General features: G+C 62.3%; 26 protein-coding genes. 15 read left to right on the forward strand and 11 right to left on the reverse strand.

The features are described 5' to 3' along the window. Window positions 1–40 precede the first annotated feature (40 nt). The 5 genes from ACZ881_RS05850 to ACZ881_RS05870 all read left to right on the forward strand — a co-directional run bounded on the left by ACZ881_RS05850 (window position 41) and on the right by ACZ881_RS05870 (window position 5,773). Window positions 41–1,321 (forward strand): molybdopterin molybdotransferase MoeA, encoded by a 1,281-nt coding sequence (locus tag ACZ881_RS05850; protein WP_476113225.1) that lies wholly within the window; start codon window positions 41–43, stop codon window positions 1,319–1,321. Beyond that, window positions 1,309–2,187 (forward strand): formate dehydrogenase accessory sulfurtransferase FdhD, encoded by an 879-nt coding sequence (gene fdhD / locus ACZ881_RS05855; protein ID WP_476113227.1) that lies wholly within the window; start codon window positions 1,309–1,311, stop codon window positions 2,185–2,187. The genes ACZ881_RS05850 and fdhD overlap by 13 nt, the downstream gene beginning before the upstream one ends. Before the next feature lie 119 nt (window positions 2,188–2,306). Beyond that, window positions 2,307–3,113, forward strand: a complete 807-nt coding sequence (locus tag ACZ881_RS05860) for an IclR family transcriptional regulator (RefSeq protein WP_091464916.1) — start codon at window positions 2,307–2,309, stop codon at window positions 3,111–3,113. 386 nt (window positions 3,114–3,499) lie between these two features. After that, a complete protein-coding gene (locus ACZ881_RS05865) occupies window positions 3,500–5,539 on the forward strand; it encodes a BCCT family transporter (protein ID WP_476113230.1) in 2,040 nt (679 codons plus the stop codon). Between the two features lie 45 nt (window positions 5,540–5,584). Continuing rightward, on the forward strand, window positions 5,585–5,773 hold the full coding sequence (locus ACZ881_RS05870) for a hypothetical protein (RefSeq protein WP_476113232.1): 189 nt from the start codon (window positions 5,585–5,587) through the stop codon (window positions 5,771–5,773). Window positions 5,774–5,850: 77 nt separating this feature from the next. Here ACZ881_RS05870 and ACZ881_RS05875 read toward each other — a convergent pair whose 3' ends face one another. Beyond that, a complete protein-coding gene (locus ACZ881_RS05875; RefSeq protein WP_091464912.1) occupies window positions 5,851–6,531 on the reverse strand; it encodes a fasciclin domain-containing protein in 681 nt (226 codons plus the stop codon). 211 nt (window positions 6,532–6,742) lie between these two features. Between ACZ881_RS05875 and ACZ881_RS05880 the strand changes: the two genes are divergently transcribed. Then, entirely contained in the window at window positions 6,743–7,315 is a 573-nt protein-coding gene (locus tag ACZ881_RS05880; RefSeq protein WP_476113234.1) for an N-acetyltransferase family protein, read from the forward strand. Here the strand turns inward: ACZ881_RS05880 and ACZ881_RS05885 are convergent. Beyond that, window positions 7,308–8,072, reverse strand: coding sequence for an IclR family transcriptional regulator (locus ACZ881_RS05885; RefSeq protein WP_476113876.1), 765 nt, complete (start codon window positions 8,070–8,072; stop codon window positions 7,308–7,310). The two genes, ACZ881_RS05880 and ACZ881_RS05885, sit on opposite strands and share 8 nt — an antisense overlap. A gap of 182 nt (window positions 8,073–8,254) precedes the next feature. On the opposite strand from ACZ881_RS05885, the gene ACZ881_RS05890 reads away from it, so the two are divergent. From ACZ881_RS05890 to ACZ881_RS05900, 3 genes are read left to right on the forward strand one after another with little or no spacing between them, the layout of a single operon-like run. After that, on the forward strand, window positions 8,255–8,986 hold the full coding sequence (locus ACZ881_RS05890; RefSeq protein WP_476113236.1) for a CoA transferase subunit A: 732 nt from the start codon (window positions 8,255–8,257) through the stop codon (window positions 8,984–8,986). 19 nt (window positions 8,987–9,005) lie between these two features. Beyond that, window positions 9,006–9,710, forward strand: coding sequence for a CoA transferase subunit B (locus ACZ881_RS05895; protein ID WP_091464901.1), 705 nt, complete (start codon window positions 9,006–9,008; stop codon window positions 9,708–9,710). After that, window positions 9,707–10,921 (forward strand): acetyl-CoA acetyltransferase, encoded by a 1,215-nt coding sequence (locus ACZ881_RS05900; RefSeq protein WP_476113240.1) that lies wholly within the window; start codon window positions 9,707–9,709, stop codon window positions 10,919–10,921. The genes ACZ881_RS05895 and ACZ881_RS05900 overlap by 4 nt, the downstream gene beginning before the upstream one ends. An 18-nt stretch (window positions 10,922–10,939) precedes the next feature. On the opposite strand, the gene ACZ881_RS05905 is transcribed toward ACZ881_RS05900, so the two are convergent. After that, window positions 10,940–11,674, reverse strand: coding sequence for an ankyrin repeat domain-containing protein (locus ACZ881_RS05905; protein WP_476113243.1), 735 nt, complete (start codon window positions 11,672–11,674; stop codon window positions 10,940–10,942). Window positions 11,675–11,684: 10 nt separating this feature from the next. Next, on the reverse strand, window positions 11,685–12,260 hold the full coding sequence (locus tag ACZ881_RS05910) for a GlcG/HbpS family heme-binding protein (RefSeq protein WP_208295724.1): 576 nt from the start codon (window positions 12,258–12,260) through the stop codon (window positions 11,685–11,687). 197 nt (window positions 12,261–12,457) lie between these two features. Between ACZ881_RS05910 and ACZ881_RS05915 the strand changes: the two genes are divergently transcribed. The 5 genes from ACZ881_RS05915 to ACZ881_RS05935 all read left to right on the forward strand — a co-directional run bounded on the left by ACZ881_RS05915 (window position 12,458) and on the right by ACZ881_RS05935 (window position 16,712). After that, the gene (locus ACZ881_RS05915) at window positions 12,458–13,678 is read left to right on the forward strand and encodes a sensor histidine kinase (protein WP_476113247.1); all 1,221 of its coding nucleotides are present in this window, start codon (window positions 12,458–12,460) and stop codon (window positions 13,676–13,678) included. Beyond that, the gene (locus ACZ881_RS05920) at window positions 13,675–14,301 is read left to right on the forward strand and encodes a response regulator (RefSeq protein WP_476113250.1); all 627 of its coding nucleotides are present in this window, start codon (window positions 13,675–13,677) and stop codon (window positions 14,299–14,301) included. Before ACZ881_RS05915 ends, ACZ881_RS05920 begins: the two co-directional genes overlap by 4 nt. A 27-nt stretch (window positions 14,302–14,328) precedes the next feature. Further along, window positions 14,329–14,895 (forward strand): HdeD family acid-resistance protein, encoded by a 567-nt coding sequence (locus ACZ881_RS05925; RefSeq protein ID WP_476113252.1) that lies wholly within the window; start codon window positions 14,329–14,331, stop codon window positions 14,893–14,895. Between the two features lie 74 nt (window positions 14,896–14,969). Next, entirely contained in the window at window positions 14,970–15,776 is an 807-nt protein-coding gene (locus ACZ881_RS05930) for an exodeoxyribonuclease III (protein ID WP_476113254.1), read from the forward strand. A 48-nt stretch (window positions 15,777–15,824) separates the two neighbouring features. Then, the gene (locus ACZ881_RS05935; protein WP_091464893.1) at window positions 15,825–16,712 is read left to right on the forward strand and encodes a DUF8083 family protein; all 888 of its coding nucleotides are present in this window, start codon (window positions 15,825–15,827) and stop codon (window positions 16,710–16,712) included. A 30-nt stretch (window positions 16,713–16,742) separates the two neighbouring features. Here ACZ881_RS05935 and ACZ881_RS05940 read toward each other — a convergent pair whose 3' ends face one another. The 4 genes from ACZ881_RS05940 to ACZ881_RS05955 all read right to left on the reverse strand — a co-directional run bounded on the left by ACZ881_RS05940 (window position 16,743) and on the right by ACZ881_RS05955 (window position 21,276). Continuing rightward, complete coding sequence (locus tag ACZ881_RS05940) at window positions 16,743–17,792, reverse strand: LacI family DNA-binding transcriptional regulator (protein WP_476113256.1); 1,050 nt, start codon at window positions 17,790–17,792, stop codon at window positions 16,743–16,745. A 113-nt stretch (window positions 17,793–17,905) separates the two neighbouring features. Then, entirely contained in the window at window positions 17,906–18,871 is a 966-nt protein-coding gene (locus ACZ881_RS05945; protein ID WP_091464890.1) for a carbohydrate ABC transporter permease, read from the reverse strand. Beyond that, window positions 18,868–19,833 (reverse strand): carbohydrate ABC transporter permease, encoded by a 966-nt coding sequence (locus ACZ881_RS05950; RefSeq protein ID WP_091464888.1) that lies wholly within the window; start codon window positions 19,831–19,833, stop codon window positions 18,868–18,870. Before ACZ881_RS05950 ends, ACZ881_RS05945 begins: the two co-directional genes overlap by 4 nt. Before the next feature lie 96 nt (window positions 19,834–19,929). After that, window positions 19,930–21,276: an ABC transporter substrate-binding protein gene (locus ACZ881_RS05955; RefSeq protein ID WP_178993582.1), complete on the reverse strand. Its 1,347-nt coding sequence runs from the start codon at window positions 21,274–21,276 to the stop codon at window positions 19,930–19,932. A 250-nt stretch (window positions 21,277–21,526) separates the two neighbouring features. On the opposite strand from ACZ881_RS05955, the gene ACZ881_RS05960 reads away from it, so the two are divergent. Beyond that, window positions 21,527–21,928 (forward strand): helix-turn-helix domain-containing protein, encoded by a 402-nt coding sequence (locus tag ACZ881_RS05960; RefSeq protein WP_091464885.1) that lies wholly within the window; start codon window positions 21,527–21,529, stop codon window positions 21,926–21,928. A 13-nt stretch (window positions 21,929–21,941) separates the two neighbouring features. On the opposite strand, the gene ACZ881_RS05965 is transcribed toward ACZ881_RS05960, so the two are convergent. The 3 genes from ACZ881_RS05965 to ACZ881_RS05975 all read right to left on the reverse strand — a co-directional run bounded on the left by ACZ881_RS05965 (window position 21,942) and on the right by ACZ881_RS05975 (window position 24,141). Next, window positions 21,942–22,652 (reverse strand): DNA alkylation repair protein, encoded by a 711-nt coding sequence (locus ACZ881_RS05965; RefSeq protein ID WP_476113261.1) that lies wholly within the window; start codon window positions 22,650–22,652, stop codon window positions 21,942–21,944. 96 nt (window positions 22,653–22,748) lie between these two features. After that, the gene (locus tag ACZ881_RS05970) at window positions 22,749–23,540 is read right to left on the reverse strand and encodes an anti-sigma factor domain-containing protein (RefSeq protein WP_476113263.1); all 792 of its coding nucleotides are present in this window, start codon (window positions 23,538–23,540) and stop codon (window positions 22,749–22,751) included. Continuing rightward, complete coding sequence (locus ACZ881_RS05975) at window positions 23,527–24,141, reverse strand: RNA polymerase sigma factor (protein WP_014920569.1); 615 nt, start codon at window positions 24,139–24,141, stop codon at window positions 23,527–23,529. Before ACZ881_RS05975 ends, ACZ881_RS05970 begins: the two co-directional genes overlap by 14 nt. Window positions 24,142–24,153 lie beyond the last annotated feature (12 nt).

The raw sequence follows: 24,153 nt of genomic DNA on the forward strand, positions 1-24,153 counted from the left end.
TGCGTTTCACCGGAAGCACCACCTCAGGAAGCGGGCACCCATGCTTGCACAAGCAACCTTCACCGACTCTCACGAAGGGTTCGTGGTGAGCGGCGAACCGCGGCACGCACCCTCGTGGGCCGAAGCACGTGAACTGGCCTACCAGTGTGCCGGCCCACTCCCGTCGTGGAAAGTCACCCTCGGCGAGGCGATCGGGCGCACCCTGACCAGCCCCGTCACCGCTCAACGGAACCTGCCCCATTACGCGTCGTCAGCCATGGACGGCTGGGCCATCAACGGCGGCAGCCCTTGGATACTAACGACGGCGGGGCTGCCGCTGTCGCCGGGCGAAGCCAGCGTCATCGCCACCGGCGGGCTCGTTCCAACCGGCGCCTCGGCAGTCCTGCGCAAGGAAAGCGGCCACGCATCCGCGGACGGGCACCTCTCTCTCAGACACGACGCCAAGCCGGGTGAGACACTCCCAGGCCGGCACATTCGTCCCGCCGGAGAAGAAGCCGCAGCCGGAGATGTCCTCATACCCGCCGGCACGCTCCTCAATCCGGCTCATATTGCCCTGGCCGCAGTGGCAGGCCACGATCACGTTCAGGTGCAGCGCAAGCCGAGGGTCGCCGTCGTACTTACCGGTTCTGAAGTGGTCACCTCAGGCGAGCCGGCGCCAGGACAGGTCCGCGACGCGTTCGGCCCGCAGCTGGATGCCGTGATTTCGCAATTGGGCGGGGAGCCGGGTGGCCAGCGCAGGATAGGCGACTCATACGAAGAGTGGATGGCGGCGCTTGGCCGCGTTCCTGATGGCTTACCGCCCGACGTGACGATCACCACCGGCGGGACGGGAAAATCCGGGACAGACCACTTCCGCAATGCCGTTGCGGCACTCGGGGGTCGGCTCCTCCTGGACGAAATCGCCATGCGGCCGGGACATCCGGCAGTGCTGGCCGAACTTCCTGATGGGCGTTTCGTCATAGGGCTTCCGGGAAATCCGCTGGCCGCAATGATGGCGCTGATGACCCTGGGAGAACCCTTGCTGGCCGCTATGGGAAGCAGGCCCCTCCGGGCAGCTGTGCTGATGACCTCCGGGGCCGACATCGATCCGGACCCAGGGCGGACACGCCTCATGCCCTGCACCCGTATCCACGATCTAGCGTTCCCAGCCTCCCGCACGGGTCCGGGGATGATGCGCGGGCTTGCCTGGGCAGACGGATATATGGCTGTTCCCCCTGAAGGCGTCGCAGCCGGTGCGCCCGTACCTGTCCTGCCGCTGCCCTGGACAGCTCCTATCAATTCTCCGGACCAATCAGGAGGGTACGCCGCATGGCCCGCATGACCCAGCGCAGGAAAATCCATCGTTTCCGCTTGGACGCGGCGGACACCGAACATTCCGTGCGGTTCAAGGAGGATGTTCTGGCCGCCGAAGAACCCTTGGAAATCAGGATCGGAGGCACCTCTTTTGCCGTGACCATGAGGACGCCGGGCGACGACTTTGATCTGGTGGCTGGATTTTTGGTGTCCGAGGGCATCATCCGCAGCCCTTCGGAGCTGATCTCCCTCCGGTTCTGTGCGGGCGAGAAGGACGGGGTGCAGACCTTTAACGTGGTGGAAGCCCAGCTACGGCCGGACGTTCCCCTGCCGGACACCATGCGCCACGTATATACGTCGAGCTCGTGTGGCATCTGCGGCACGGACTCCATTGAAGCCGTACGCAAGACCATCCATTTCGATCCGTCCTTGGACCGTCTACAGGTTCCGGTGGATGTCCTCGCCGAGCTCCCGGACCGGCTCCGCGAAGCGCAGGCAGTCTTCGACAGAACCGGAGGGGTCCACGCAGCTGGACTGTTCAAAGTGGATGGCGCCAGCCCGGAGCTGCTGTGTCTGCGGGAAGACGTCGGCCGGCACAATGCGGTGGACAAAGTGGTGGGCTGGGCCCTTCGGCAGGACCTGCTGCCCTTGACCGGCCTCGTCCTGCAGGTCTCGGGCAGGGCATCGTTCGAACTCGTCCAGAAGGCAGCCTTGGCCGGCATCCCGGTTCTCGCGGCCGTCAGCGCCCCCTCCAGCCTCGCCGTCGATCTTGCCACCGAGACCGGGGTGACCCTGCTTGGCTTCAGCCGGGGACATAGCCTCAACGTCTATGCCGGAAGGGAGCGCCTGAGCAACCCACGAAAGGCTGTCCAGGAGGCTGCCATGAACGGGTGAATCATCCATGATGTGAAAAGGTCCGCGCAAAACTCCGTCTAGGATGAGGAAAGACGAGGGTGCAGGCCAAAGGGGGTACCAGCTCAGGGTGGCCTGCCTGGACAACGACACGAGGCACCATGGCCGCACGCAGCAACCCGGACTTCGACAAGGACGTAGACGCCCAGGGCGGAGGCGTCCAGTCAGTAGACCGCGCACTCCAAATCCTGGAAATCCTGGCCCGGGAAGGCGATGCCGGCGTGAGCGACATCGCTGAGGAAATGGGCGTCCACAAGTCCACCGTGTCCCGGCTGGTTGGATCCTTGGTCAACCGCGAACTGGTCCGGCAGAACAGTGAACGCGGCAAGTACCAGTTGGGCTTTGGAATCCTCCGCCTGGCTTCTTCCATCCCCGGCAGACTGAGCGTGGTTCATGAGGCACGCCAAGTTCTGGAGGCCCTGGCGGCCGAATACAAGGAAACCGTCAACCTGGCTGTGCTGCGGTCCAACTATGCCGTCAACGTGGACCAGGCGATGGGGCCCTCAACACTGGCCACCTACGACTGGGTGGGCAGCCTGACGCCGCTGCATGCCACATCCAGCGGCAAGGTCCTTCTGGCCGCGTTGACCGCCGACGAAAGAACCCAGGTCCTCAAGGCAGTGGGCTTGCCCGCTCGAACACCACGTACGGTAACCAACCGCGGAGAGCTGGAAAAGCAGCTGCTGGACGTAGCTCGTAACGGCTACGCCACAGTTCACGAAGAGTTTGAAATCGGCCTCACCGCTATTGCCGTGCCCATTTTCAACCACTCGGGAAGCGTCATCGCTGCGGTAAGTATCTCCGGCCCGGCGTTCCGCTTTTCACCCGAGGACCAGCCGGGTCTTATCGACGGCCTTCGCGAGGCCGGGCTGACCATCAGCGCCCGGATGGGTTACAGGCACCGCTAAGCCCTGCCTTGCGCGGGTCTATGGCGCTCTAGGCGCAACACGGGCCATCATACGCAACGAACGCTTCCCCTCCCATTCGTTGCGTCAAACTGTCGCCAAGCAAGGAAAAGTCCTTGACTTTGAGTGTGACGGGGCGCACTCTGTTGCTTAGCGCGAATGTTGTTGATTCATGCGGAACGCCCTTTAGGGCTCCATGAGCCCAGCGTTCAACCAACCCGTCCGACCAAAGAGGTGCCCCATGAAACTGCCCATCTACGCTCCTGAAGTGCAGATCCGGGACAGCAAATCATGGTCAGCGGGGAAGCCCCCCAGCCTTCCCTTCGGCCTCATCCTCCAGGGCCATGTATAAACGCAAACCCATGACTCGCCGAGCAAAGGACCCGCTCATGGCTATAAACAGCGACACAAAATCCTTAACACCAGAGGAGTTACCTGCCGACGATCAATTGGCGGGTGCTTCAGCAGCAGCCAGTTCCACCACATCAACCAGCCCTGCCCACGCGGAGAACCCTGAGGAAGTCATCAGGATCTCCACCGACGACACCAACTTGGCCGCCCTCGACGCTGAGGACGGAGGCGCCGAAACCCTTCCCGATTCTGAAGAATACGAACAGATCATGGAAGAGCTGCGCCACGCCAAGACCGAGCAGGCCGTTTCGGCCCGCCGGAACCGCAAACTTACCCTCGACAAAGTCACCTTCGGGATCACGGGCGCCATCGCCGTCGCCTTCGTGGTCTGGGGATTTGTCGGGCGCGACAGCCTCTCAGATACCTCCAAAGGCGCCCTGAACTGGGTTATGGAGTACACCGGCTGGCTCTTCATGGTCCTCGCCTCATTGTTCGTCGTCTTCGTCCTGTGGCTTGCCCTCGGCAAGTTTGGCAACATACCGCTGGGCAAGGACGGCGAGAAGCCCGAGTTCCGGACCATTTCCTGGGTGGCCATGATGTTCGCCGCCGGCATGGGCATCGGGCTCATGTTCTACGGTGTGGCCGAACCCCTCTACCACTACATCTCGCCGCCGCCGGGAACAGTGGACGGCCGCACTCCGGCAGCCATCCAGACCGCCATGGCCACATCGATCTTCCACTGGACCCTGCACCCGTGGGCCATGTACGCAGTGGTCGGTATCGCCATGGCATACGGCACCTACCGCCTGGGCCGCAAGCAACTGGTTTCGGCAGCCTTCACCTCGCTTTTCGGCATCCGCATGGTGGAAGGGCCGCTCGGGAAGTTCATCAACATCCTGGCCATCTTCGCCACACTCTTCGGAACTGCCGCTTCGCTGGGCCTCGGCGCCCTCCAGATCGGCAGCGGCATGACGTCAAATGGCTGGCTGGGTGAGATCGGCACTCCGGTGCTCGTGGTTATTGTGGCCATCCTGACCTTCTGCTTCGTGGCATCCGCTGTGTCAGGCATCAGCCGAGGCATCCAGTGGCTCTCCAACATCAATATGGTCCTGGCTGTTATTCTCGCCCTGATTGTGTTTGTAGCCGGACCCACCCTGTTCATCCTTAACCTGATCCCTTCCGCCGTAGGCGACTACGCCAGGGACCTCGCCGAAATGTCATCACGGACCGAAGCTGTGGGAGACGAGTCCCTGCGTAGCTGGATGACCAGCTGGACCATCTTCTACTGGGCCTGGTGGATCTCCTGGACGCCCTTCGTCGGGATGTTCATCGCCCGCATCAGCCGCGGACGCACCATCCGCCAGTTCGTCACCGGCGTCCTGCTGGTGCCCAGCGTTGTCAGCGTCATCTGGTTCGGCATCTTCGGCGGCGCCGCTTTCCACGTCCAGCAGGAGGCAGACAAGGCCGGCACGCCCGGGCTTGTGACCATGGTGGATGGCGCACCCTCCATCAACTTCGATGGTGCCCTCTTCGACCTCGTGAAGAACCTGGGCATGCCGGGCTGGCTGACAGCAGCGGTCATCGTCCTGGCCATGGTCCTGGTGGCGATCTTCTTCGTCACCGGCGCCGATGCAGCCTCCATCGTCATGGGTTCCCTCAGTTCCAATGGTGCCGAGCACCCGCGTCGAGGAGTGGTGATCTTCTGGGGAAGCCTCACCGGCGCAGTGGCAGCGGTCATGCTGCTTGCAGGCGGCGATAAACCGTCGGAGGCCTTGTCAGGCCTGCAAAGAGTAACCATCGTGGCGGCTCTGCCATTCGTGATCGTCATGCTGTTGCTCTGTTTCGCACTGGTCAAGGACCTTCGCCGGGACCCGCTCCAGTTGCACAAGCGCTTGGCCACTTCGGTGGTGGAGCGAGCCATCCGAACGGGCGTTGAGCAACATGGCGGCGTTCAGTTCGACCTCGTCACCAAACACGACTGCGCCGAAAAGTGCACGGACTCCGATTGCGCCGGGGGAACGCCCACGGGAACCATTCCCCTGGTCGGCAAACCCCAGCTGGAATCAGACGACAAATAGCCCGGCTTCAACTGCCCCTCTCTTAAGACATCAGGAAGGTTTACCATGTCCAAAATCGCTTCCCAGGGCACCCTTCGCCTCAACACCCAGTCCAGCGCCCAGGCCGGCAAGGATGTTACTCTTACCTTGGACTCATCCAATCCAATGACCGTGCGTATAGAGGTTGACCACTGCCCCTGCGGGTCCGAACACAACAGGGCCGGCTCTTACGTCGACACTGACTTCAGCCGCTAAACAGCAACACACACTAAAGCAGGCGCCGGGATTGATTCCGGCGCCCGCTTTTTGTTAGTACTGGTGGAAGCTAAAGCCTATTTGGGCATCAGCACCGAGTCGATCAGGTAGACCGTGGCGTTGGCGGTCTGGACGCCACCGCAGATCACATTGGAAGCTCCGTCAACCGTGAGGGCATCCTTGGTGCCGGCAACCGTCACTTCGCCACCCTGGACAGTCTTGTGGGTGCCGACGATCTGGTCCGGGGTCAGCTGACCGGGGACTACGTGGTAGGTGAGAATCTTGCTCAGCAGGGCATCGTCCGTCTTGAGCGTCTCGATTGTTGCGGGGTCGATCTTGGCGAAGGCATCGTCAACCGGTGCGAACACCGTGAATTCGCTGCCGTTCAGGGTGGAAACCAGGTCCACCTTGGGGTTGAGCTTGCCCGAAACAGCGGCGGTCAGGGTCTTGAGCAGCGGGTTGTTCGATGCTGCTACGGCTACCGGGTCCTGGGCCATGCCCATGACCGATCCGGCACCGTCCGGAACCTGTGCGGCGTAACCGGCGCAGCCGGGGCCCACAAGGTTAGCGGCCGGATCCATGGCGGCGCTGCTCATGGCGGAGGCCGACGGCGACGGTGCCGCCATCGAGGTTTCCGGGGCGGCAGATGAAGCAGCCGGTGTGCTGGAGGTGCTGGAACCACCACAGGCAGTGAGACCGAGAAGGGCGGCTGCAGTGAGGCCAACGAAGGCGAGGGCGGGGCGCTTTGTGGACAACATGTCATTCTCCTTGTTTTTGGAACCAGGGCGTTGGGTCCAGTGGGTGGTGGGACACGGGCTGCAAGTGTTGCTTTTGCTTCACCAGCGGTTTGTGTCTCACCAGCTATTCGGAGGTCGGGACAGGGTGGATGGGTGCGGATTGAAAAAGTTTTTTTGGAGCCAGTCTCCGCAGGCCTAGTGGAGGGGTTTGTCCCGGTGACAGGATGGGCGAATGGCTATCGAGGTTCGCCCAGCGACGGTGTTCGACGACGTGAAGACCATGGTGGGGCCCAAGAGCCCCGATGCCAACGTGTGCTGGTGCCTCAGCTACAGGATTCCGTCGAAACTGAACCAGGAGCTCCAAAAACAGGAGCGCGGAAAGTTTGTGAAGAAGCTGGTGGCCGAGGACCCGCCTCCCGGCGTTCTGGCTTACGACGGCGACGAAGTAGTTGGGTGGGCAGCGGTCCACCCTCGCGAGGACACTACTTTTGCGAAAAACCGCAAGATTCCCCACGTGGATGAGACCAAGGTGTGGTCGGTCTGGTGCATCCGGGTGCGGCCCGGGCATCGCGGCAAGGGAATTTCCCACGAGCTGCTCCGCGGCGCGATTGACTTCGCAAAAAGCCACGGCGCGCCCGCGATTGAGGGTTATCCCGTGGACAACAAAGGCGGCAAGGTGGACCTGACCATGGCCTACGTTGGCACCCGGAGGCTTTTCGAGAAGGCCGGTTTCAGAAAGGTGGCCGAGACGACGTCGGTCCTGAACGGTTTCCCGAGAGTGCTGATGCGGCTGGACCTCAGCTAGCTCCCTGCAGGCGCGCCGTCATCCTGTGCGCTTCCTCGAGCAGCAGTTTCCCGAGGAACTCCTGGCGGTCCGCACGGAATCGCGGCTCAATTCCCGTCAAGGAAAGAGCCCATGCTGGCCGTCCCTGCTGATCAAACACAGCCGCTCCCATGCCCCAGCTACCTTCCAGGATCAACCCGGGATTGACGGAGTAGCCAGCCAGCCGCGTCCGTTCCAGATTGCCCCGCACCACGTCTGCAGGGTGGCCCGCCGCAAAGTCGCCGGCATGCGTAGCCCAGTCGCCCAGCAACGACTCCTGTTCGTCTGGAGGCAGGAAAGCCATGATGGCAGTGCCGGCCGAAGCGACTCCCAAGGGAAAGCGCACCCCTTCGTGCAGCACGAAGGACCGCACCGGAAAGGAGCCTTCTTCCCGTAGCACGCACACTGTTTCGTTGCCACGACGAATGGAGAAGAAAGCGCTCTCCCCGGTCTCTGCAGCCAACCTGCGCAGCGAGGGCCGCGCAATGTCCTCCATAGGGAAACGTGCGGCGGCCACTGATCCCAGCAGGAAGATCTCCGGACCCAACACCCACTTCCCGGAGGTGGAATCGTGTTCCAGCAAGCCCTCCGCGGCCAGTGACGTCAGTAGCCGGTGGACGGTTGGCCGGGTCAGCCCGGACTCGCGCACCAAGCCCGCCAAAGAGGTGCCCTCGGGCCTGCGTCCCACCAGCCTAAGCAGCAGGGCCACCCGACCCACCACTTGCGCTCCCTGTACCACCACAGCACCCTCCACAAGATTTCATCCATAGTATGGACACCCTCCATTGTAGTGTCCATACCCTGAGTATCTGGGAGGTACGCGCATTGACCGCCTAACAGAGGCAACCTAGGCTCCTTCTCAAGAGTGAGAGCAGTCCACAAAGTGGATGCACCGGCAAGGAACTCAAAGAGGAGTCGAGCATGACCAAGATCCAAGCGAGCGCAGCCCAAGCGTTACATGACCTGATGGCAGACGGCCTGACCATCGCCGTCGGAGGTTTTGGACTCAGCGGCATCCCCGCCGACCTCATCGACGCCGTCCGTGAGTCCGGCGCCAAGGATCTCACGATCGTGTCCAACAACATGGGCGTGGACGGCAAGGGGCTAGGCGTCCTCATCGAGGCGGGCCAGGTCCGGAAGGTCATCGCATCTTATGTCGGTGAGAACAGACTGTTCGCCGAGCAGTACCTGGCCGGGAAGCTTGAGGTCGAGTTCACGCCGCAAGGCACCCTCGCCGAACGTCTCCGCGCTGCCGGAGCCGGCATTCCGGCGTTCTACACGCGAACCGGAGTGGGGACCCTGGTTGCCGAAGGCAAGCCGCTGGAAGAGTTCGACGGCGTGACGTACGTCCGCGAGCGCGCCATCACCGCCGACGTCGCCCTGGTCCACGCCCACACTGCAGACACGGACGGGAACCTGATTTATCGCTACACGGCCCGCAACTTCAACCCGGTGGTTGCCACAGCGGGTGCAGTGACCATCGCCGAGGCTGAGGTCATTGTTCAACCCGGCCAGCTGGACCCGAATCACATTGTCACCCCGGGCGTTTACGTCCAGCGGCTGGTCCAAGCCACTGATCGGGTCAAGGACATAGAACAGCGCACGGTCCGGCAGCGACTCGAGGCACAGCATGCCGAATCAGTAACGGCCTAAGAACAAGGAGCACATCACCATGGCATGGACACGAGACCAAATGGCCGCCATCGCGGCCGAAGAACTGAACGACGGCGATTACGTCAACCTCGGCATCGGCATTCCTACGTTGGTGGCCAACAACCTGCCTGACGGCGTGCGGGTGGTCCTCCAAAGCGAGAACGGTCTGCTCGGTATGGGCCCTTTTCCGTATGAGGGCGAGGAAGACGCCGACCTTATCAACGCAGGCAAGCAGACCGTCACCATCACCCCCGGTGGCAGCATCTTCGACTCCGCCACGTCGTTCGGCATGATCCGCGGCGGACACGTGAAGGTTGCCATCCTGGGCGCCATGCAGGTGTCCGGCTCGGGCGACCTGGCCAACTGGACCATCCCCGGCAAGATGGTCAAAGGCATGGGCGGAGCCATGGACCTGGTGGCGGGTACACCGAGGGTGGTGGTCCTCACCGAGCACAACGCCAAGGACGGTTCGGCCAAGATCGTGGCCGAATGCACGCTCCCGCTGACGGGACTCAAGTGCGTTGACCGGATCATCACGGACCTCGCCGTTTTCGACATCGAGGAAACACCGTCCACAGCGGAAACACCCGACGGCGGCACGCAGCTGCTGCTGACCCGCCTCGCCCCTGGCGTCACGGTGGAAGAGATCCGCAGCAACACCGAGGCAGAGTTCACGGTGGCGCTCGCCTCTGAGGAACACGCACTTGAAGGAGTAAACGCATGAGCCTGAAGGACCAATTCGGCAAGGACATTCTGCTCACAGGGTGGGGGCACAGCAAGTTCGGCAGACTGACTGATGACACCTTGGAGTCGCTCATTGTCCAGGTTGCCGGCGAAGCGATTAAGAACTCTGGGCTCGATCCCAAGGACATCGACGAAATTTACCTCGGGCAGTTCAACTCCGGAATGCAGCCCCTGGGATTCACGTCGTCGCTGGCACTTCAGTTGTCCGCAGATCTGGCTAACGTTCCCGCGACGCGCACCGAGAATGCTTGCGCTTCCGGTTCCGCGGCTTTCCAGCAGGGCGTCAAAGCCGTCCTGGCCGGGACTGCCCGCAACGTCCTGGTGATCGGGGCTGAGAAGATGACCGACGCCGGCGCCGACGTTGTGGGGGCGGCCTTGCTCGGTGCTTCGTACGAGATGGCAGGAAAAGCCTCTTCTACGGGATTCACAGGTTTGTTCGCTGATGTGGCCAAGCACTACGGGAAGCGCTACGGGGCCGGCATCACCGGCCCGGGATTCGAAGGTGGCCTCGGTGATGTCCTAGGTTCCATCGCTGCCAAGAACCACCACAACGGTATGGACAACCCCTACGCCCAAATGCACCGCGACTTCGGCGAGGAGTTCTGCCGGACCATCTCAGAGAAGAACCCCATGGTGTCCGAACCCTTGCGCCGCACGGACTGTTCGCCGGTCTCGGACGGTGCCGCCGCCGTCGTGCTTTCCACCTCCGCTACCGGAGGCGCAACCGCGCCGGTGCGCCTGACTGGTTTCGGCCACGCCAACGACTTCTTCCCGGCGGAGGAGCGCGATCCCACCGAGTTTGCTGCCACCAGGGCTTCGTGGGAGCGTGCGCTGGGCATGGCGGGAGTTGGGCTCCAGGACTTGGACTTCGCGGAGGTGCACGACTGCTTCACCATCGCCGAGCTGATCATGTACGAAGCCATGGGCCTCACTCCCCGCGGTGAGGGTGCGCGAGCCGTCCAAGAGGGCTGGGTTTACAAGGACGGCAAGCTGCCCGTCAACATCTCCGGCGGACTCAAGGCGAAGGGCCACCCGGTGGGTGCCACTGGTGTGTCGCAGCACGTCATCGCCGCGATGCAGCTCAGCGGCACGGCGGGCGACATGCAATTGTCCAATGCCCGCCGGGGCGCGGTCCAGAACATGGGCGGAGTGGGTATCGCCAATTATGTGAGCGTGCTGGAAGCGCTCTAGCCCAACTGAGTCGTTGGGTCAGCGGTTCCGGATCAGCTCCGCGATTTCCGTAAACCCGAGCCGCTCTGCATTTTGCAGGGCGGTTCGGCCTTGGGGGTCGCGGATGTCCGGGTTGGCTCCGGCTGCCAGGAGTTGCCGGACCACGTCCTGCTGATTGGGCCCGCCATTGTTGAGCAGGATGGCTTCCTGCATGGCGGTCCAGCCCAGATTGTTGACGTGGTCCACGGGCACACCCGCTGCGATCAGAATCCTGACCGTTTCCGTATGTCCATGCTCGCTCGCAGGGATCAGCGCGGTGCCGCCGTACCGATTGGTGCTGCGAACATCCGCTCCAGCATTCAACGTCAGCTGCAGGACCTCGTTGAAGCCTTCAGCGCCGGCGTAGAGGAACGCGGAGTCCTGAACGTCGTCCTTCGCGTTGACGTTCCCACCCGCCGCGATCAGTTCACCAACACGGGCAACATCGTTGGCCTTCGCGGCGAGGATCAGGAGCCGGTCTGTGTCGATTTGGGCCTCCGGTGACAGTTTGGGTGGCACAGCAGCCGACGACGTCGGGCCAGGACTTGCGCTCGACGTCGCGGTCGGGCTGGGGGCTACGGGAGGCGGGGCCGGGCTGGAAGGCGGGGCCGCCGTCGTGCCTGTGCCTGTCGGCAGAGGCGACGATGGAGCACAGCCGGCCACGAGCCCGGCGATCAGCAAACCAGCACCGATCACCGAACCCGCTGCCAGGCCCCGCCCCTTCAGGGAATCCATACTGTCGAGGCTACTTCGCGGCCGCAGCCAACGCATCGGCACCGGCTGTGGCGCAGGCCTCGTCGAGGGCGCCGTCGGGGGCGCCACCAACTCCGATGCCGGCCACTGAAACGCCGTTGACCTTCAGCGGAACGCCGCCGGGCAGGAACAAGGTACCGGGAAGGTCGGCGATGGACGGGCCGTTACCGTTGACGCGTTTGGCGAGTTCACTGGTGGGAGCACCGAAAGCTGCTGCCGTGTAGGCCTTCTGCTTGGCGGCTTCGATGGTGTGCTCGGCGGCGTTGTCACCACGGAGGAGGGCCTGGACGGTGCCGAAGCGGTCAACCAGTGCCACGGTCACGAACGGCAGCTTGTCGGCCTGGCACTTTGCGAGCGCGGCATTGACGGCCTTGCTGGACGCCCCCACAGAGATGCGGTTCTGGGCTACGACGTTCTCCGGGGCAGGCAGAACGTCTGCGGCAACCTTTACCGGTGCGGCAGCAGGCGCGGCGGCGGGTGACACGGCGTTGGCCACGGCAGTGACACCGCCGGTGAGCAACAATGCTCCGGCAGCAGCGGCGGCAATCATCTTGTTGGACTTCTTCATGGGGCTCTCCTCGTTGTAAGCATCGGGTACAGCTCCATGCTTCCGCGGATGGCCCGCAGCCACATCGGCCGGGCGCCCCTCCCGCCCTCAGCCTTTCCGCCACCGGTATCAGCCAAAAGGTGGAGAGACCAATGCCAGCGCCGGGATCTAGCATGGAAAGAACGCCTTCCACCGAAAACCGGGAACGGGAACCACCCATGCCAACTGCACGTCCACGACCAGAGCCGGGCAACAGGCTTGATGGCCGCATTGATGTAGTTGTGCACTTGGGCTTTGCCGTCCTGATGGTGGCCTCTGCGGTCAGGTACGTCATGCGCCACTCCCCCGCGGACAACTTGTGGACCGTTGCCCTGGCCATTGCGGTGTGTGCCCTGTACGCGGTTACCGCCGTGTTGGTCCACCGTCAGCACCCGGACCAACGCACGCAACAGCTGTGGATTCCGTGGATGGTGGCGTTGCTGGCAGCCTGGGCCGCGTTGGTGGTGATCGCCCCGAGCTTCGCGTGGTGTTCCTTCGCCATCTTCTTCCTCACGCGGACGGCTTTCCGAGGCTGGGCCGGCTACGTGGCGGGAGGCGCGACGGCGGCCGCTACCGCCGTCGGGCTCTTCCGGATGAGCGACTGGACGGACATCGCCATGCTGCTCGGCCCGCTCGCAGCGGGCGCCCTGCTCACCCTGATCTACGACAAGATCGAGCGTGACGCGGCACTGCAACGCAGGCTTTTCGACGACGTCACCCAGGCCCAGGAGCAGCTGGCCACCAAGCAACGTGAAGCCGGAGTCGCTTCTGAGCGCGAGCGCGTTTCCCGCGAGATCCACGACACCGTCACCCAAGGCTTGGCCAGCAGCCTGCTCCTCCTCGAGGCCGCCCAGCGCGCGTGGCCCGCTGAAACCGCCCACCAAGACGTATGCAAGGCAACAGATTTGCTCCGGCGTAACCTCGCCGATACCCGTAGCCTGGTGCACGAACTTTCCGCCCCGGGCCTGGAAACAGGCCCGCTCCCGGAGGCCTTGGAACACGCCGCCCGGCAGTACGTTGAGACCGCCAACATTCAGGTCACGGGTGCCCCCCGGCCCCTTCCTTCCGAGGTGCGGCATGCCTTGCTCCGCGTCACCCAAAGCGCCGTTGCCAACATCAAACTCCATGCCCGCGCGGAGCACGCCAGTGTGACCTTGGGGTACCTTCCGGATGCCGTCACCTTGGACGTGTTCGACGACGGCCGCGGCTTCGATCCTGCAGCGGTACCTCCGCCTTCTGCTAACGGAGGATACGGCCTGCGGGCCATGCGACAGCGTGTGGAACAGTTGGGCGGAGAATTGTCTGTGGAGAGCTCGCCCGGCGAAGGAACCATCATTGCGGCGCAGTTCCCGCTGACCCGGCTTGCTGATCCGGCAAATGCCCTGAAGGAGGCACTGTGAACACCATCTCCGTGCTCCTCGTGGACGACCACACCGTAGTCCGGAGCGGGCTCAGGGCGCTGTTGGGTACCCAAGGTGATATCGCCGTCGTCGGGGAAGCAGCCTCAGGCGAAGAAGCACTGGAAGCTGCGCACAAGCATACGCCCGCGGTAGTCCTCATGGACCTCGCGATGGGCGCCGGAATGGATGGCATCGAAGCGATCAAGCAACTCAGGCAGTGGAACCCGAAGCAGGCCGTCATCGTGTTCACCACCTACGATTCCGACGCCGACATCGTCCGCGCAGTTGATGCCGGAGCAATGGGCTATTTACTCAAGGACGCCGCACCGGAGGAGATCTTCGCTGCCGTGCGAGGCGCGGTGCAGGGGAAGAGCGTGATGAGTGCACCGGTGGCCTCACGCCTGTTCCAGCAATTGCGGAATCCTGACGAGATCCTCACTCCCCGCGAAGCAGAGTTACTCAGCCTCCTCACCCAGGGCCTCAGCAACCGCGATCTGGGCAAACGCCTGTTCATTTCCGAGGCAACAGTCAAAACCCACCTCGCCCACATCTACGCCAAACTGGGTGTGGAGACGCGGGCCGCAGCAATTGCCACAGCTATCCGGCGCGAGGGGATGCGGTAAAGGCACGCCGTTGGTTACGCTGACCGTATGTCGGACGTAGCGGATCGCAAAATGTTCAAAACCCCGGGAACTGCTTTGCTGGTCCGGGGAGTCCTTTCCATAGTTTTTGGTCTATTGATCACTGTTTTACCGAGCGCTACTGCCTTGGTGGTAGTTGTCATGTTCGGCATTTTCGCAATCATTGACGGCATTACCAGCGTGGCGCATTATTTCTACGACCCCGCAGGCCGTTCCCGCTGGACTGTAGTGGGCGGCCTTATCTCCATCGCGGCCGGCATCGTGGCAATTGCGTTGCCGGGAATAACGGCAGCAGCAATTGGCGTCCTCATCGGATTGTGGGCCCTGGTCCTCGGTCTCTCGCAAATCATCCTGGCGCTGGCTGCCAGGAGCTTCATCCGTAGCTGGGGCCTCTGGTTCCTGACGGGACTCGTCACCACTGTGTTTGGGATCGTTGTCCTTTTCAACCCGGGGCTGGGCTTCCTAAGCCTGGTGTGGATGCTGGCCGGGTTCGCGATCCTGACAGGGTTGCTCCTCATCGCCTCGGGCATCGGGCTCCGCAAGCTGGCCAGTTCACCGCCGCTGTTCGCGCGCTAGTTCTGCGCTGGTTGTGAACGGCAAAAAGGGCAGCAGGGGATGCGCTCAGCGCCAAGTTCGGTAAGTTAGTGGCTGTGAAGATAGCAACCTGGAATGTGAACTCCCTCCGCGCCCGTGCCGACCGCGTAGAAGCCTGGCTTGAGCGCAGCGACTGTGATGTCCTGGCCATCCAGGAGACCAAGTGCAAGGACGAGAACTTCCCGTGGGAGCTCTTCGAGCGCATGGGTTACGAGGTTGCGCACTTTGGCGTGAACCAGTGGAACGGTGTTGCCATCGCTTCCCGGGTGGGCCTGGAGGACGTGCAGCGAACCTTCCTGGACCAGCCTGCGTTCGGCAAGGCAGGTAAGGATCCCGCGCAGGAAGCCCGCGCCATAGCAGCCACCTGCGGCGACATCCGCATCTGGAGCCTCTACGTTCCCAACGGCCGGTCGCTGGACGACGAACACATGCCGTACAAGATCAAGTGGCTTGACGTTCTGCAGGGCCACGCGGCCGAATGGGTGAAGTCCGATCCCACCGCCCAGATCGCGCTCATGGGTGACTGGAACATCGCCCCGTTCGACGACGACGTATGGGACATCGAGCTCTTCCGCAACAACAATTACACCCACGTCAGCGAACCCGAGCGCGCCGCCTTCCACGCCTTCGAAACCGCAGGGTTCACCGACGTCGTCCGTCCCTACACTCCGGGCCCCGGCGTGTACACCTACTGGGACTACACGCAGCTTCGCTTCCCCAAGAAGGAAGGCATGCGCATCGACTTCTGCCTGGCCTCCCCGGCGTTGGCGTCACGCGTCACCGGGGCCTCCATCGACCGCGAAGAGCGCAAGGGCAAGGGTGCTTCGGACCACGCTCCCGTCATCGTGGAAATCGCAGACTAAGTACCTCGCAGACCAAGTACAAGGTCACTAACGAAAGGGGCGGCTGACATGACTGGAAACCTGTATCGGGGCCAGGCAGGTCTGCCGTTCTCTTCGTCGCTGCGCATTTACGAGCCCCTGGACGCGTTCCCGCCTGAACAGCAGCGCCAACTCGTTGCCGAGGGCAGCAAGAACGGATCCCGGGCCGCCGTCGAAAATGCTGAACTCCAGGCGTCGCTGGGACGCATCACGCGCTCCGGCGGCGATCCTTTCCCCACGGGCCGCACGGACCTGGTCCGGATGACGCGCGTGCCCAGCGGGCGTCACGCCGCGGTGTCCGGGAAAGAAGATAACGACGCCGGGCGGCTGCTTTACTGCCCCAGCCAGCTGGTGATTCGGGCCGGCTTGGCGGCCAACGCGCTCATGGACGGCGTGCACAGTCCCCTGGCCGACCTCCTCATTCCGGTCTCGCAGCGCGACAAGCACCAGGCAAGGATCGATCGCATCAACGCCGGGGAGGCCGCCAAACGCGTGCATACCCGTGCCTCAACATGGGGGATCCCGTTCAGCTGGTTCTCGCTTTTCAACGAGTCCGACCGCAAGGACGTAGTGGAATCCGAGGGGCGCATCCTGACCGTCCGGGTATGGACGCCCCTGACTGAAGCCCTGGACCGGGCACGGTTCGCCGTTGCCCACCTGGCGCTGGCAGCACCGGATTTGGACATGCTGGATGACCTGACACAGCTCACGGAATGGCTGGAACTTTTCCACGTCCAGTCCATGGTGGAGCTCGATTACGGTGCCGTAGCTGACAAAGTGTATCCGGACGAGTCCCCCATGGATGTTCGGTTGGGGATCGAGTGCCTGGCTGAAGGCGACATGACAGGTGCGGCCGCCGCCTACCGTCGGCTCGCCTCGCGGTGGATTCCCATCCGGCAGTTGGCGCGCGCTTCCTAGCTTGGCTCTGGCGCTAGCTTGGCTTCGGCGCTAGCTTGGTGGGGCCGTTGTCTCGCGCACGATCAGTTTGTGGGGGGCCACCTGTGAATGCACTGCTCCCGGGTTGCCGTCCAGTTCATCCAGCAGCATCTTAGTGGCCAGCTCGGCCTGGTTGTCTGGACGCTGCCCGACGGTGGTGAGCCCGATGGACGACGAGAAGTCGTGGTCGTCGATCCCGATGACCGAGAGGTCCTCCGGTACGCGGACACCGTGGCGGGCTGCTTCGAAAATGACACCCATCGCCATCTCGTCCGAGGAACAGAAAATGGCCGTTGGCTTGCGGCCGGGCTGACTCCAAAGACGATTGAAGGCCTGCTGCCCGCTGGCTACCGTGAAATCCCCCCACTGGTCCCACTCCGGGCGGACTTCCAGGCCGGCGTCGGTCATAACTTCCTGGAAGGCGCGGATACGCACGCGGGGGACGTCGAAGTTCAGGTCCGTTTCGTCGTCGCCATGGAGCAGTGCAATGTCTTTGTGGCCCAGGTCCAGCAGATGCCGCACGGCGGTGGACGCGGCGTCGTAATCATTGATGCCGATGTATGCGCAATCCTCCACGTGGCCACCCACCACAACCAGCGGGATATCGATCTTGTGGAGGTGTTCCAGCTCTTCCTCGGTCAAAGACATGCACAACACCAGCAGGGCGTCGATCTGCTTGTAGACCATGGTGGAACTGAAGAGCCGCTCCCGGTTGCTGCCGTGGCCGCCCAGGTTGAACAGGGAAAGGTTGTACTTGCGTGAATGCAGTTCCCGATCCGCGCCTTCAATGGCCTTGGAGAAGAACCAGCGGCTGACGAAAGGTGCCAGCACGCCGATGGTGCGGGTACGGCCCGTCGCCAGGCCCGACGCTGACGACGACGCCACATACCCTAAAGAACTGGCGACTTCGAGGATCTTTTCCCGGGTCGCGGGCGACACCCGGGGCAGTCCCCGGACCGCCCTGGAAACTGTCGCAGTGGAAACTCCGGCAGCTGCGGCGACGTCCTCAATACTGACGCCGGTATGGCCGCCGCGTTGGGACCTACCCGTTGTTTTTGACACAGGCTCCCCTCTCCGGCCGCCGTTGCTCCGCCTTCACCTTAAATGTGGACTGGTGCTTTGCCGCCCTCGGTTACGCAGCGATGTAATGCGCTGCGTAACCGAGGGCGCAGTTCCTAGCCCTTGAGGCCGCCGGACAGCAGGCCGCGCACGAAGTAGCGCTGCAATCCGAAGAACACCAGGAGCGGGATGATGATGGAGACGAATGCTGCTGCCGGGTTCAGGTAGTCCCTGGCACCACGGGTACCTGAGAGCTCCGCCAAACGCTGCGTAATCGGAGCCACGTCCGCCGTTCCGCCGGAGAACACCAAGGCCACCAGCAGGTCATTCCAGACCCAGAGGAACTGGAAGATAGCCAGCGATGCCAATGCCGGGACGGAGAGCGGCAGGATAATCCGCCAGAAGATGGTGCTGTGTCCGGCACCGTCCACCCTTGCTGCTTCGATGACTTCACCGGGAATTTCCGAGATGAAGTTGTGGAGCAGGAAAATGCCCAGCGGAAGGCCGAACATGGTGTGGGCGATCCACAACTGCGCGTACGAACCCGCGGGGAGCTGCAAGGTCTGCGTAAAGAACTGCAGAAGCGGAATCAGCGCCATCTGCAGGGGGATGATCTGCAGTGCGAAGACGAAGATGAAGAGTGCGTCGCGCCCCTTGAACTTCCCCCACGCGAAGACGTACGCGGCCATGGACGCCAGCACCAGCACAAAGATGGTGACCGGGATGACGATCGCTATGGAGTTGACGAAGTACTGGGAAAGGTTGGCAGATTGCGACCCCGCCGGGACCAGGACGTCCGTATAGTTCTTGAACGTGAACTGCCAGTCAGTGAACGCATTCCACCAACCGTCGGAGCGGGGGCCAACCTGCTTGGCGGCGGGACGGAAAGAGGTAACAAAGAGACCGAACGTCGGCACAGACCATACGACGGCGATAATGATCGCTGCCGCTGTTGCCCACTTGGACGTGAGCTTGGTCTTTACCCGCCGCATCATCGGCTGGGCGTCCTCGGTGGGATCGGATCCAGGACGCTGCCGGGTGGCGCCCTTCGAGGCCTCTTTCGGGGCTGGCGTGGCTGTCAATGGATCTCCCTTTGCTTACGAAGGACTCGTGCGTTGTACACAACGATGGGCAGCACCATCAGGAACAGGATCAAGGCCAAGGCCGCACCGCGTCCTGGCTCGCCGGCCCGGAAGGCCTGAGTGTACATTTCGTTGGCAACTACCGAGGTGTCGTAGTTTCCGGCGGTCATGGTTCTCACAATGTCGAAGACCTTGAGCGTGGCGATCGTAATGGTGGTCAGGACAACCACCAGAGCTCCACGGATACCCGGGATCGTGACGTTACGGAACTGCTGCCAGGCGTTGGCGCCATCCAGTCGGGCTGCCTCGGTGAGTTCCACCGGCACTCCCTTGATGGCTGCCGACAGGATCACCATTGCGAAGCCGGTCTGAATCCAGACCATCACAATGATGAGGAACATGGTGTTTCCCGGTGCGTCAAGGAGGAACTGTTTGGGTTCCATCCCCAAGGCGACGAGGAAGAAGTTAATCACACCGGTTTGTTCGATGTTCGGACCGCGGTAGTCGTAGACGAGCTTCCAGATGATGCCGGCTCCCACAAAGGAGATGGCCATTGGCATAAAGACGAGCGACTTGAGTACTTTTTCGCCGCGGGCCTTGTCAATGAATACTGCGTAGGCGAGTCCGAAGCCCGTAGACAGCAGGGGAACCAGGACGGTCCAAATCACGGTGTTCCGCAGCGTGGTCAGAGCCTCGGGCTGCGTGAACATCCATACAAAGTTGTCAAGACCGTTGCCATTGCCACTGGCATCCGTGAAGGCCAACATTGACGTGCGGATTGCCGGATAGACCAGGCCCACCAGCATCAGGATGGCCGCGGGGGCAAGGAAGCCCGCAACGGTTACTTTGTCCTTGACCGATTTGGGTGCCCTGTCCACCAGCAGCATGATGAGACCGATGACCGCGGCGAATATCGCCAGGGCTATCACTACTTGAAGGAGTTTTTCTCCAATAAATTCCATACCCAACCTCCGGGGCGTGAGTGAATCACTAAGTTCCGGGAAAAGCGCTGCCTCCCCGGCTGGCAGTTCCAGTCAGGGGAGGCAGCGCTTTGGGAGTTAGCTCTTAGGCCAGCTGGATTCGATGCTGTTGGCAACATCCTGTGAAGACGTGCCGTTGATCCACTGCACGATGCCCTTCCAGAAGGAGTTGGAACCAACTGCACTCGGCATAAGGTCCGAGCCATCGAAACGGAAGACGGTCTCAGGGTCCTGAAGGATCTGGACGGTCAGCTTGTCCAGGTTCGACTGTGCGTTGTTGGGATCCAGGCCCTTGTTTGCACTGACCACGCCGCCCAGCTTCACGCGGTTGTTGGCAAAGTCGGCGCTGGCCAGGTAAGCCAGGAACGACTGAACCTCAGCGGTGTCCTTGTAGGCGCCTACCATCTCGCCGCCACCGGTGACTGCCTTGCCCTTGCTTTCGTCAATCGGCGGGGTGATGAAGGCCCATACGTCGCCATCTTCAGCAACGTTGGTGCCTGCAGGCCAGTTGGCAGCCTGGAAGTTGGCCTGGTGGTGCATGGCGCAAGTGCCATCCAGGACCGGCTGGCCGGCCTGTGCGAAACCGGTGCTCAGGATAGTGCGAACGTCACCGAAGCCACCGTTCACCATGTCCGGGTTGAGCAGAATGTCGCCGGCCTTGTTGAAGGAGTCAACGATCTTGGGGTCGTTGAACGGGATCTGGTGAGCCACCCACTGGTCGTAAACCTCGGGGCCATGGGCGCGCAGGACCACGTCCTCGATCCAGTCAGTGCCGGGCCAGCCAGTTGCCTCACCGGATTCGAAACCGGCGCACCAAGGCTTCATGTTCGGGTCATCCGCGGCGATCTTCTTGGACAGTTCGATCATTTCGTCCCACGTCTTGGGAACTTCCCAGCCCTTGTCCTTGAAGGTCTTGGGCGCGTACCAAACAAAGCCCTTGACGTTCGCAAGCATCGGAGCGGCGTAGTACGTACCGTCCACGGTGCCGTACTTCTTCCAGTCCGGGGACCAGTTCTTGTCCACGAGATCAGAGACGGTCTTCGGAGCGGGCTTCAAGTAGCCTGCCCGTGCCTGAGTGGCAAGAAGGCCGGGCTGCGGGAAGATCGCCACATCAGGGGCGGTGCCGGACTGGGCACGCACGCCAATCTGAGTTTCGAATTCCTTGCTGCCCTCGTACTTGACGGTGATACCTGTGCAGTCTTCAAACTGCTTCCAGGATTCTTCGAGGTTGGTGGCTTCGATATCGACGATCGTCGAGTAGACGGAGACGGTCTTGCCGTCATGCTTGCCATAGCTTTCGTAGGCGGAGCAATCATCCGAGCCGGCGGTGGATCCTCCACCGCCACCATCTCCGCTACAGGCGGAAAGGGTAAGTGCCAGAACACCGGCGGCTGCGACCGGTAGCAGGTACTTGGTTTTCTTCATGCTAAAGACTCCTCGCTGAGTACAAAGATTCGGCGGCGCAATTGATGTGGTGACGCTCACACTAGCCATGATCCGCGACGCAATGCAAGCGCTTACACATAAAGTAACCGCATTGATACCAAGTAGCCTTCGCTTATCTGCGTAGAGCGCCCTTCGGGGGCTCTAACAGGCTGTGGCGTAAGGGCTCCCTGCCCCACCATTCCGCACTCTGATTTGATTGCCTACTATTGCCTATGGAAAACTGGGAATCGTGGATGAACTTGAAGCACTGCAGACTATCGGCCGCCTGATCAAAGAAGAACGACTGGCCCAAGGCCTGAGCCAGGTTCAGCTGGCCAAGCAGGCTGGTACTGCCATCAAGACAGTCCGAACACTGGAATCCGGGACCCGCCGGACGCAGGAGATCAACCAACGCAAGCTTGAGCACGCCCTGGGCTGGAGGGCAGGATCCGTTTCGGAGGTCCTGAAAGGTAAGTCGAACTTCGCACCGGACATGATCACCCCTGATGACATGCGCTCAGGTGAGGAATCACGCCCAGGCCCTCCCCGCGTTTCCGTTCCGAGCGCTCCCGTTGCCCGGGCCTCGCACCTCTCCGACGAAGAGCTCCTTGCCGAGCTCACCTACCGGATGATGCACCGGAACAGGGGCTAAGCCTCGCGGATGGTCAGCCTTTGCGCCGCACCATCTCATTGATCCAGGCCGGCGCGAACGGCGAGGTGCAGTTAGGCGGCGTGGGATAGTCCTTGAGCACTTCCAAGCGCTCACCAATGTCCAAGGCCCTGGCCCGGTGCTCCGGGAACTCAATCCCGATCTGGGCCAGACAGTGGTTCATGGCCCATTGGAGGCGGTCGGGAGCGCCCTTCATCTCGGCCTCGATAACATCGAGCAGTTGCACGAGGTTCAGGCCTTCGGGCCTCTTAACAACTCGTTCGGAGGTCAGCGCCCAGCCGGCACTTGCCACCACGGGATCGGGGTCGAAGAACCATGCCACCCGCAAATCTTCAGAGTGCGGGCTTTTCTTGACGACGTAGTTCACCAGCCAGTCCTGCACTTTGGGAGTCCGAGCTTCGCGCAGCATGCTGTCCAACTCGGCCCGCTCAAAAGCCTTAGGTCGGCAGATCAGGAGTGCCAGCAACCTGGCGGCGGTGTCACCCGTGTCCCAGAGCTCCCGCGAGAGATCCTGCTGGGTCTTCAGCCGCTTCGCGACGGCGCGCAGTTTGCTGAGGTTTACCCCATGGTCATCACCATGCTTCTCATTCACCTCGCGGGCACGGGGTTCTTCCAGTGCCGCCAGTTCCGCCATAAGTCCGGCCACGGTGGTCTCGAGCAGAGATTTGTCAGGCGCAGATGTTGAAGCCACTGTTGTGCCAGCCACTGGGGCCTCCTGTCCTTCGGTATGGGATTCAGGCTACCCGCAACTGAGAGCGCCAGGGCAGCCCACGCCAATGCGATTCACACCAGTGAAGGGCCTTCAGGAAGTGAGCGAGCCCCTGACGATGCTGACGCTGGAGTGGCCGGGATTTCCGTCCAGTGGTTCATCCGAAACGTCGACGATGGGGAAATCGGCCAGATTCAGGTCCGCCGGAAGCGGGAAGGTACCTGAGTCCGACTTCATGATTCCCAGACTGATCAGCCGTGTGAGGTCCGTGCCAATAAGCCAGACCTCCTGGTAGCCCTGCGCTTCTTCTTTGCTCAGTTTCACTTCCAGGGTTCGCGTTCCATCAGGGGACTCAAGGACTGTCGCCGATCCTGTAGCAGTGTGCTGGGCAAGTGGCGACAACTCTGCTCGTGCCAACGGCGTTGCCGCCTGGTTGATGTTCCATAGGGTTGCACCGGCGATGACCAAGGCACCTGCTGCGGCGACCGCCAGCCAGGTCCCGCGGCGTTGCCACCCTTGGGGACGTTTCTTGACGGAACGTATGTCCGCGGGTGGTGCTGCTGGTTGCTCTGGTTCGGTTGGACCGTTAATGCCGGGCTTGCTGGTTTCAGTTCCTGTTGCAGGGCCCGCTGCGGAGCCCAAGGGGTCTTCCCGGATTGCGTCCGACAAACCCAGTTCCCGGTGAATCCCACTCCACACGCTGGGCCCAGGCACCTCAAGGGTGCTGCTGTCCGGCGTGGTTTTCATGGCGTCAACGGCGCGGCGCAATGCGGCGTACTCCGCCGAGCAGGCATCGCAGCCGCTAAGGTGCTGCCGGCCCTCATCATCGAGCCAGTCACCGTATAGCGCCAGGAGGCTCAACTCTTCCGGATCAATGTGCGGCATGGTCAACCTCCAGTCTGCTTCTTAGGTGGATCAAGCTGCGCCGAATGTGGCTCTTGACGGTACCAAGCGGTAGTTCAAGCCTGCGGGAAATCTGCTCGTGCGTCAGGTCTTCATAGAATGCCAATTTCATGATGGCGCCCTGGGGTTCACCAAGCCGGTCGAGTTCGCCGTCCAGGAGCAGCCTGTCGGCCAGCACCTCGACAGCTCCCTCCGTAGGACCTCCGCCGCCGGTGTCTTGGACCTGGGCGACGGCAAGGACTCTACGAACTTCCCGGTTCGACGCTGAGTGGGCATCCGCAATCACGTGGCGTGCAATGCCCACTATCCATGCCGGCAGGCGCGCGACCTCGGGGTTGAAGGTGTCCCGTGAACGCCACACCCGGATAAACACCTCTTGGGTGACGTCGTCGGCCGCGGCACGGTCCCTCAAGGACCTCAAAGCGAGCGTGTGAACCAGCGGGGCAAACTGCCTGTAAGCAGCCACAAGTGCAGACTCATCCCCCGCCATGAATGAGGCGGTCAACGTATCGTCCCACTCGGAAGAAACCTCGTTTGGGGATACCAAAGGAGACTCCTTCCCGGCGTCAGCGACGAGGACCACGGCCGGGTTGGG

The organism is Paenarthrobacter sp. TE3676, assembly GCF_056279165.1.

Bases quoted from the DNA above. Each gene is read 5' to 3' on its own strand.
- ACZ881_RS05850 (WP_476113225.1), top strand. From the start codon at position 41: ATGCTTGCACAAGCAACCTTCACCGACTCTCACGAAGGGTTCGTGGTG.
- fdhD (WP_476113227.1), top strand. From the start codon at position 1,309: ATGGCCCGCATGACCCAGCGCAGGAAAATCCATCGTTTCCGCTTGGAC.
- ACZ881_RS05860 (WP_091464916.1), top strand. From the start codon at position 2,307: ATGGCCGCACGCAGCAACCCGGACTTCGACAAGGACGTAGACGCCCAG.
- ACZ881_RS05865 (WP_476113230.1), top strand. From the start codon at position 3,500: ATGGCTATAAACAGCGACACAAAATCCTTAACACCAGAGGAGTTACCT.
- ACZ881_RS05870 (WP_476113232.1), top strand. From the start codon at position 5,585: ATGTCCAAAATCGCTTCCCAGGGCACCCTTCGCCTCAACACCCAGTCC.
- ACZ881_RS05875 (WP_091464912.1), bottom strand. From the start codon at position 6,531: ATGTTGTCCACAAAGCGCCCCGCCCTCGCCTTCGTTGGCCTCACTGCA.
- ACZ881_RS05880 (WP_476113234.1), top strand. From the start codon at position 6,743: ATGGCTATCGAGGTTCGCCCAGCGACGGTGTTCGACGACGTGAAGACC.
- ACZ881_RS05890 (WP_476113236.1), top strand. From the start codon at position 8,255: ATGACCAAGATCCAAGCGAGCGCAGCCCAAGCGTTACATGACCTGATG.
- ACZ881_RS05895 (WP_091464901.1), top strand. From the start codon at position 9,006: ATGGCATGGACACGAGACCAAATGGCCGCCATCGCGGCCGAAGAACTG.
- ACZ881_RS05900 (WP_476113240.1), top strand. From the start codon at position 9,707: ATGAGCCTGAAGGACCAATTCGGCAAGGACATTCTGCTCACAGGGTGG.
- ACZ881_RS05905 (WP_476113243.1), bottom strand. From the start codon at position 11,674: ATGGATTCCCTGAAGGGGCGGGGCCTGGCAGCGGGTTCGGTGATCGGT.
- ACZ881_RS05910 (WP_208295724.1), bottom strand. From the start codon at position 12,260: ATGAAGAAGTCCAACAAGATGATTGCCGCCGCTGCTGCCGGAGCATTG.
- ACZ881_RS05915 (WP_476113247.1), top strand. From the start codon at position 12,458: ATGCCAACTGCACGTCCACGACCAGAGCCGGGCAACAGGCTTGATGGC.
- ACZ881_RS05925 (WP_476113252.1), top strand. From the start codon at position 14,329: ATGTCGGACGTAGCGGATCGCAAAATGTTCAAAACCCCGGGAACTGCT.
- ACZ881_RS05935 (WP_091464893.1), top strand. From the start codon at position 15,825: ATGACTGGAAACCTGTATCGGGGCCAGGCAGGTCTGCCGTTCTCTTCG.
- ACZ881_RS05950 (WP_091464888.1), bottom strand. From the start codon at position 19,833: ATGGAATTTATTGGAGAAAAACTCCTTCAAGTAGTGATAGCCCTGGCG.
- ACZ881_RS05955 (WP_178993582.1), bottom strand. From the start codon at position 21,276: ATGAAGAAAACCAAGTACCTGCTACCGGTCGCAGCCGCCGGTGTTCTG.
- ACZ881_RS05970 (WP_476113263.1), bottom strand. From the start codon at position 23,540: ATGCCGCACATTGATCCGGAAGAGTTGAGCCTCCTGGCGCTATACGGT.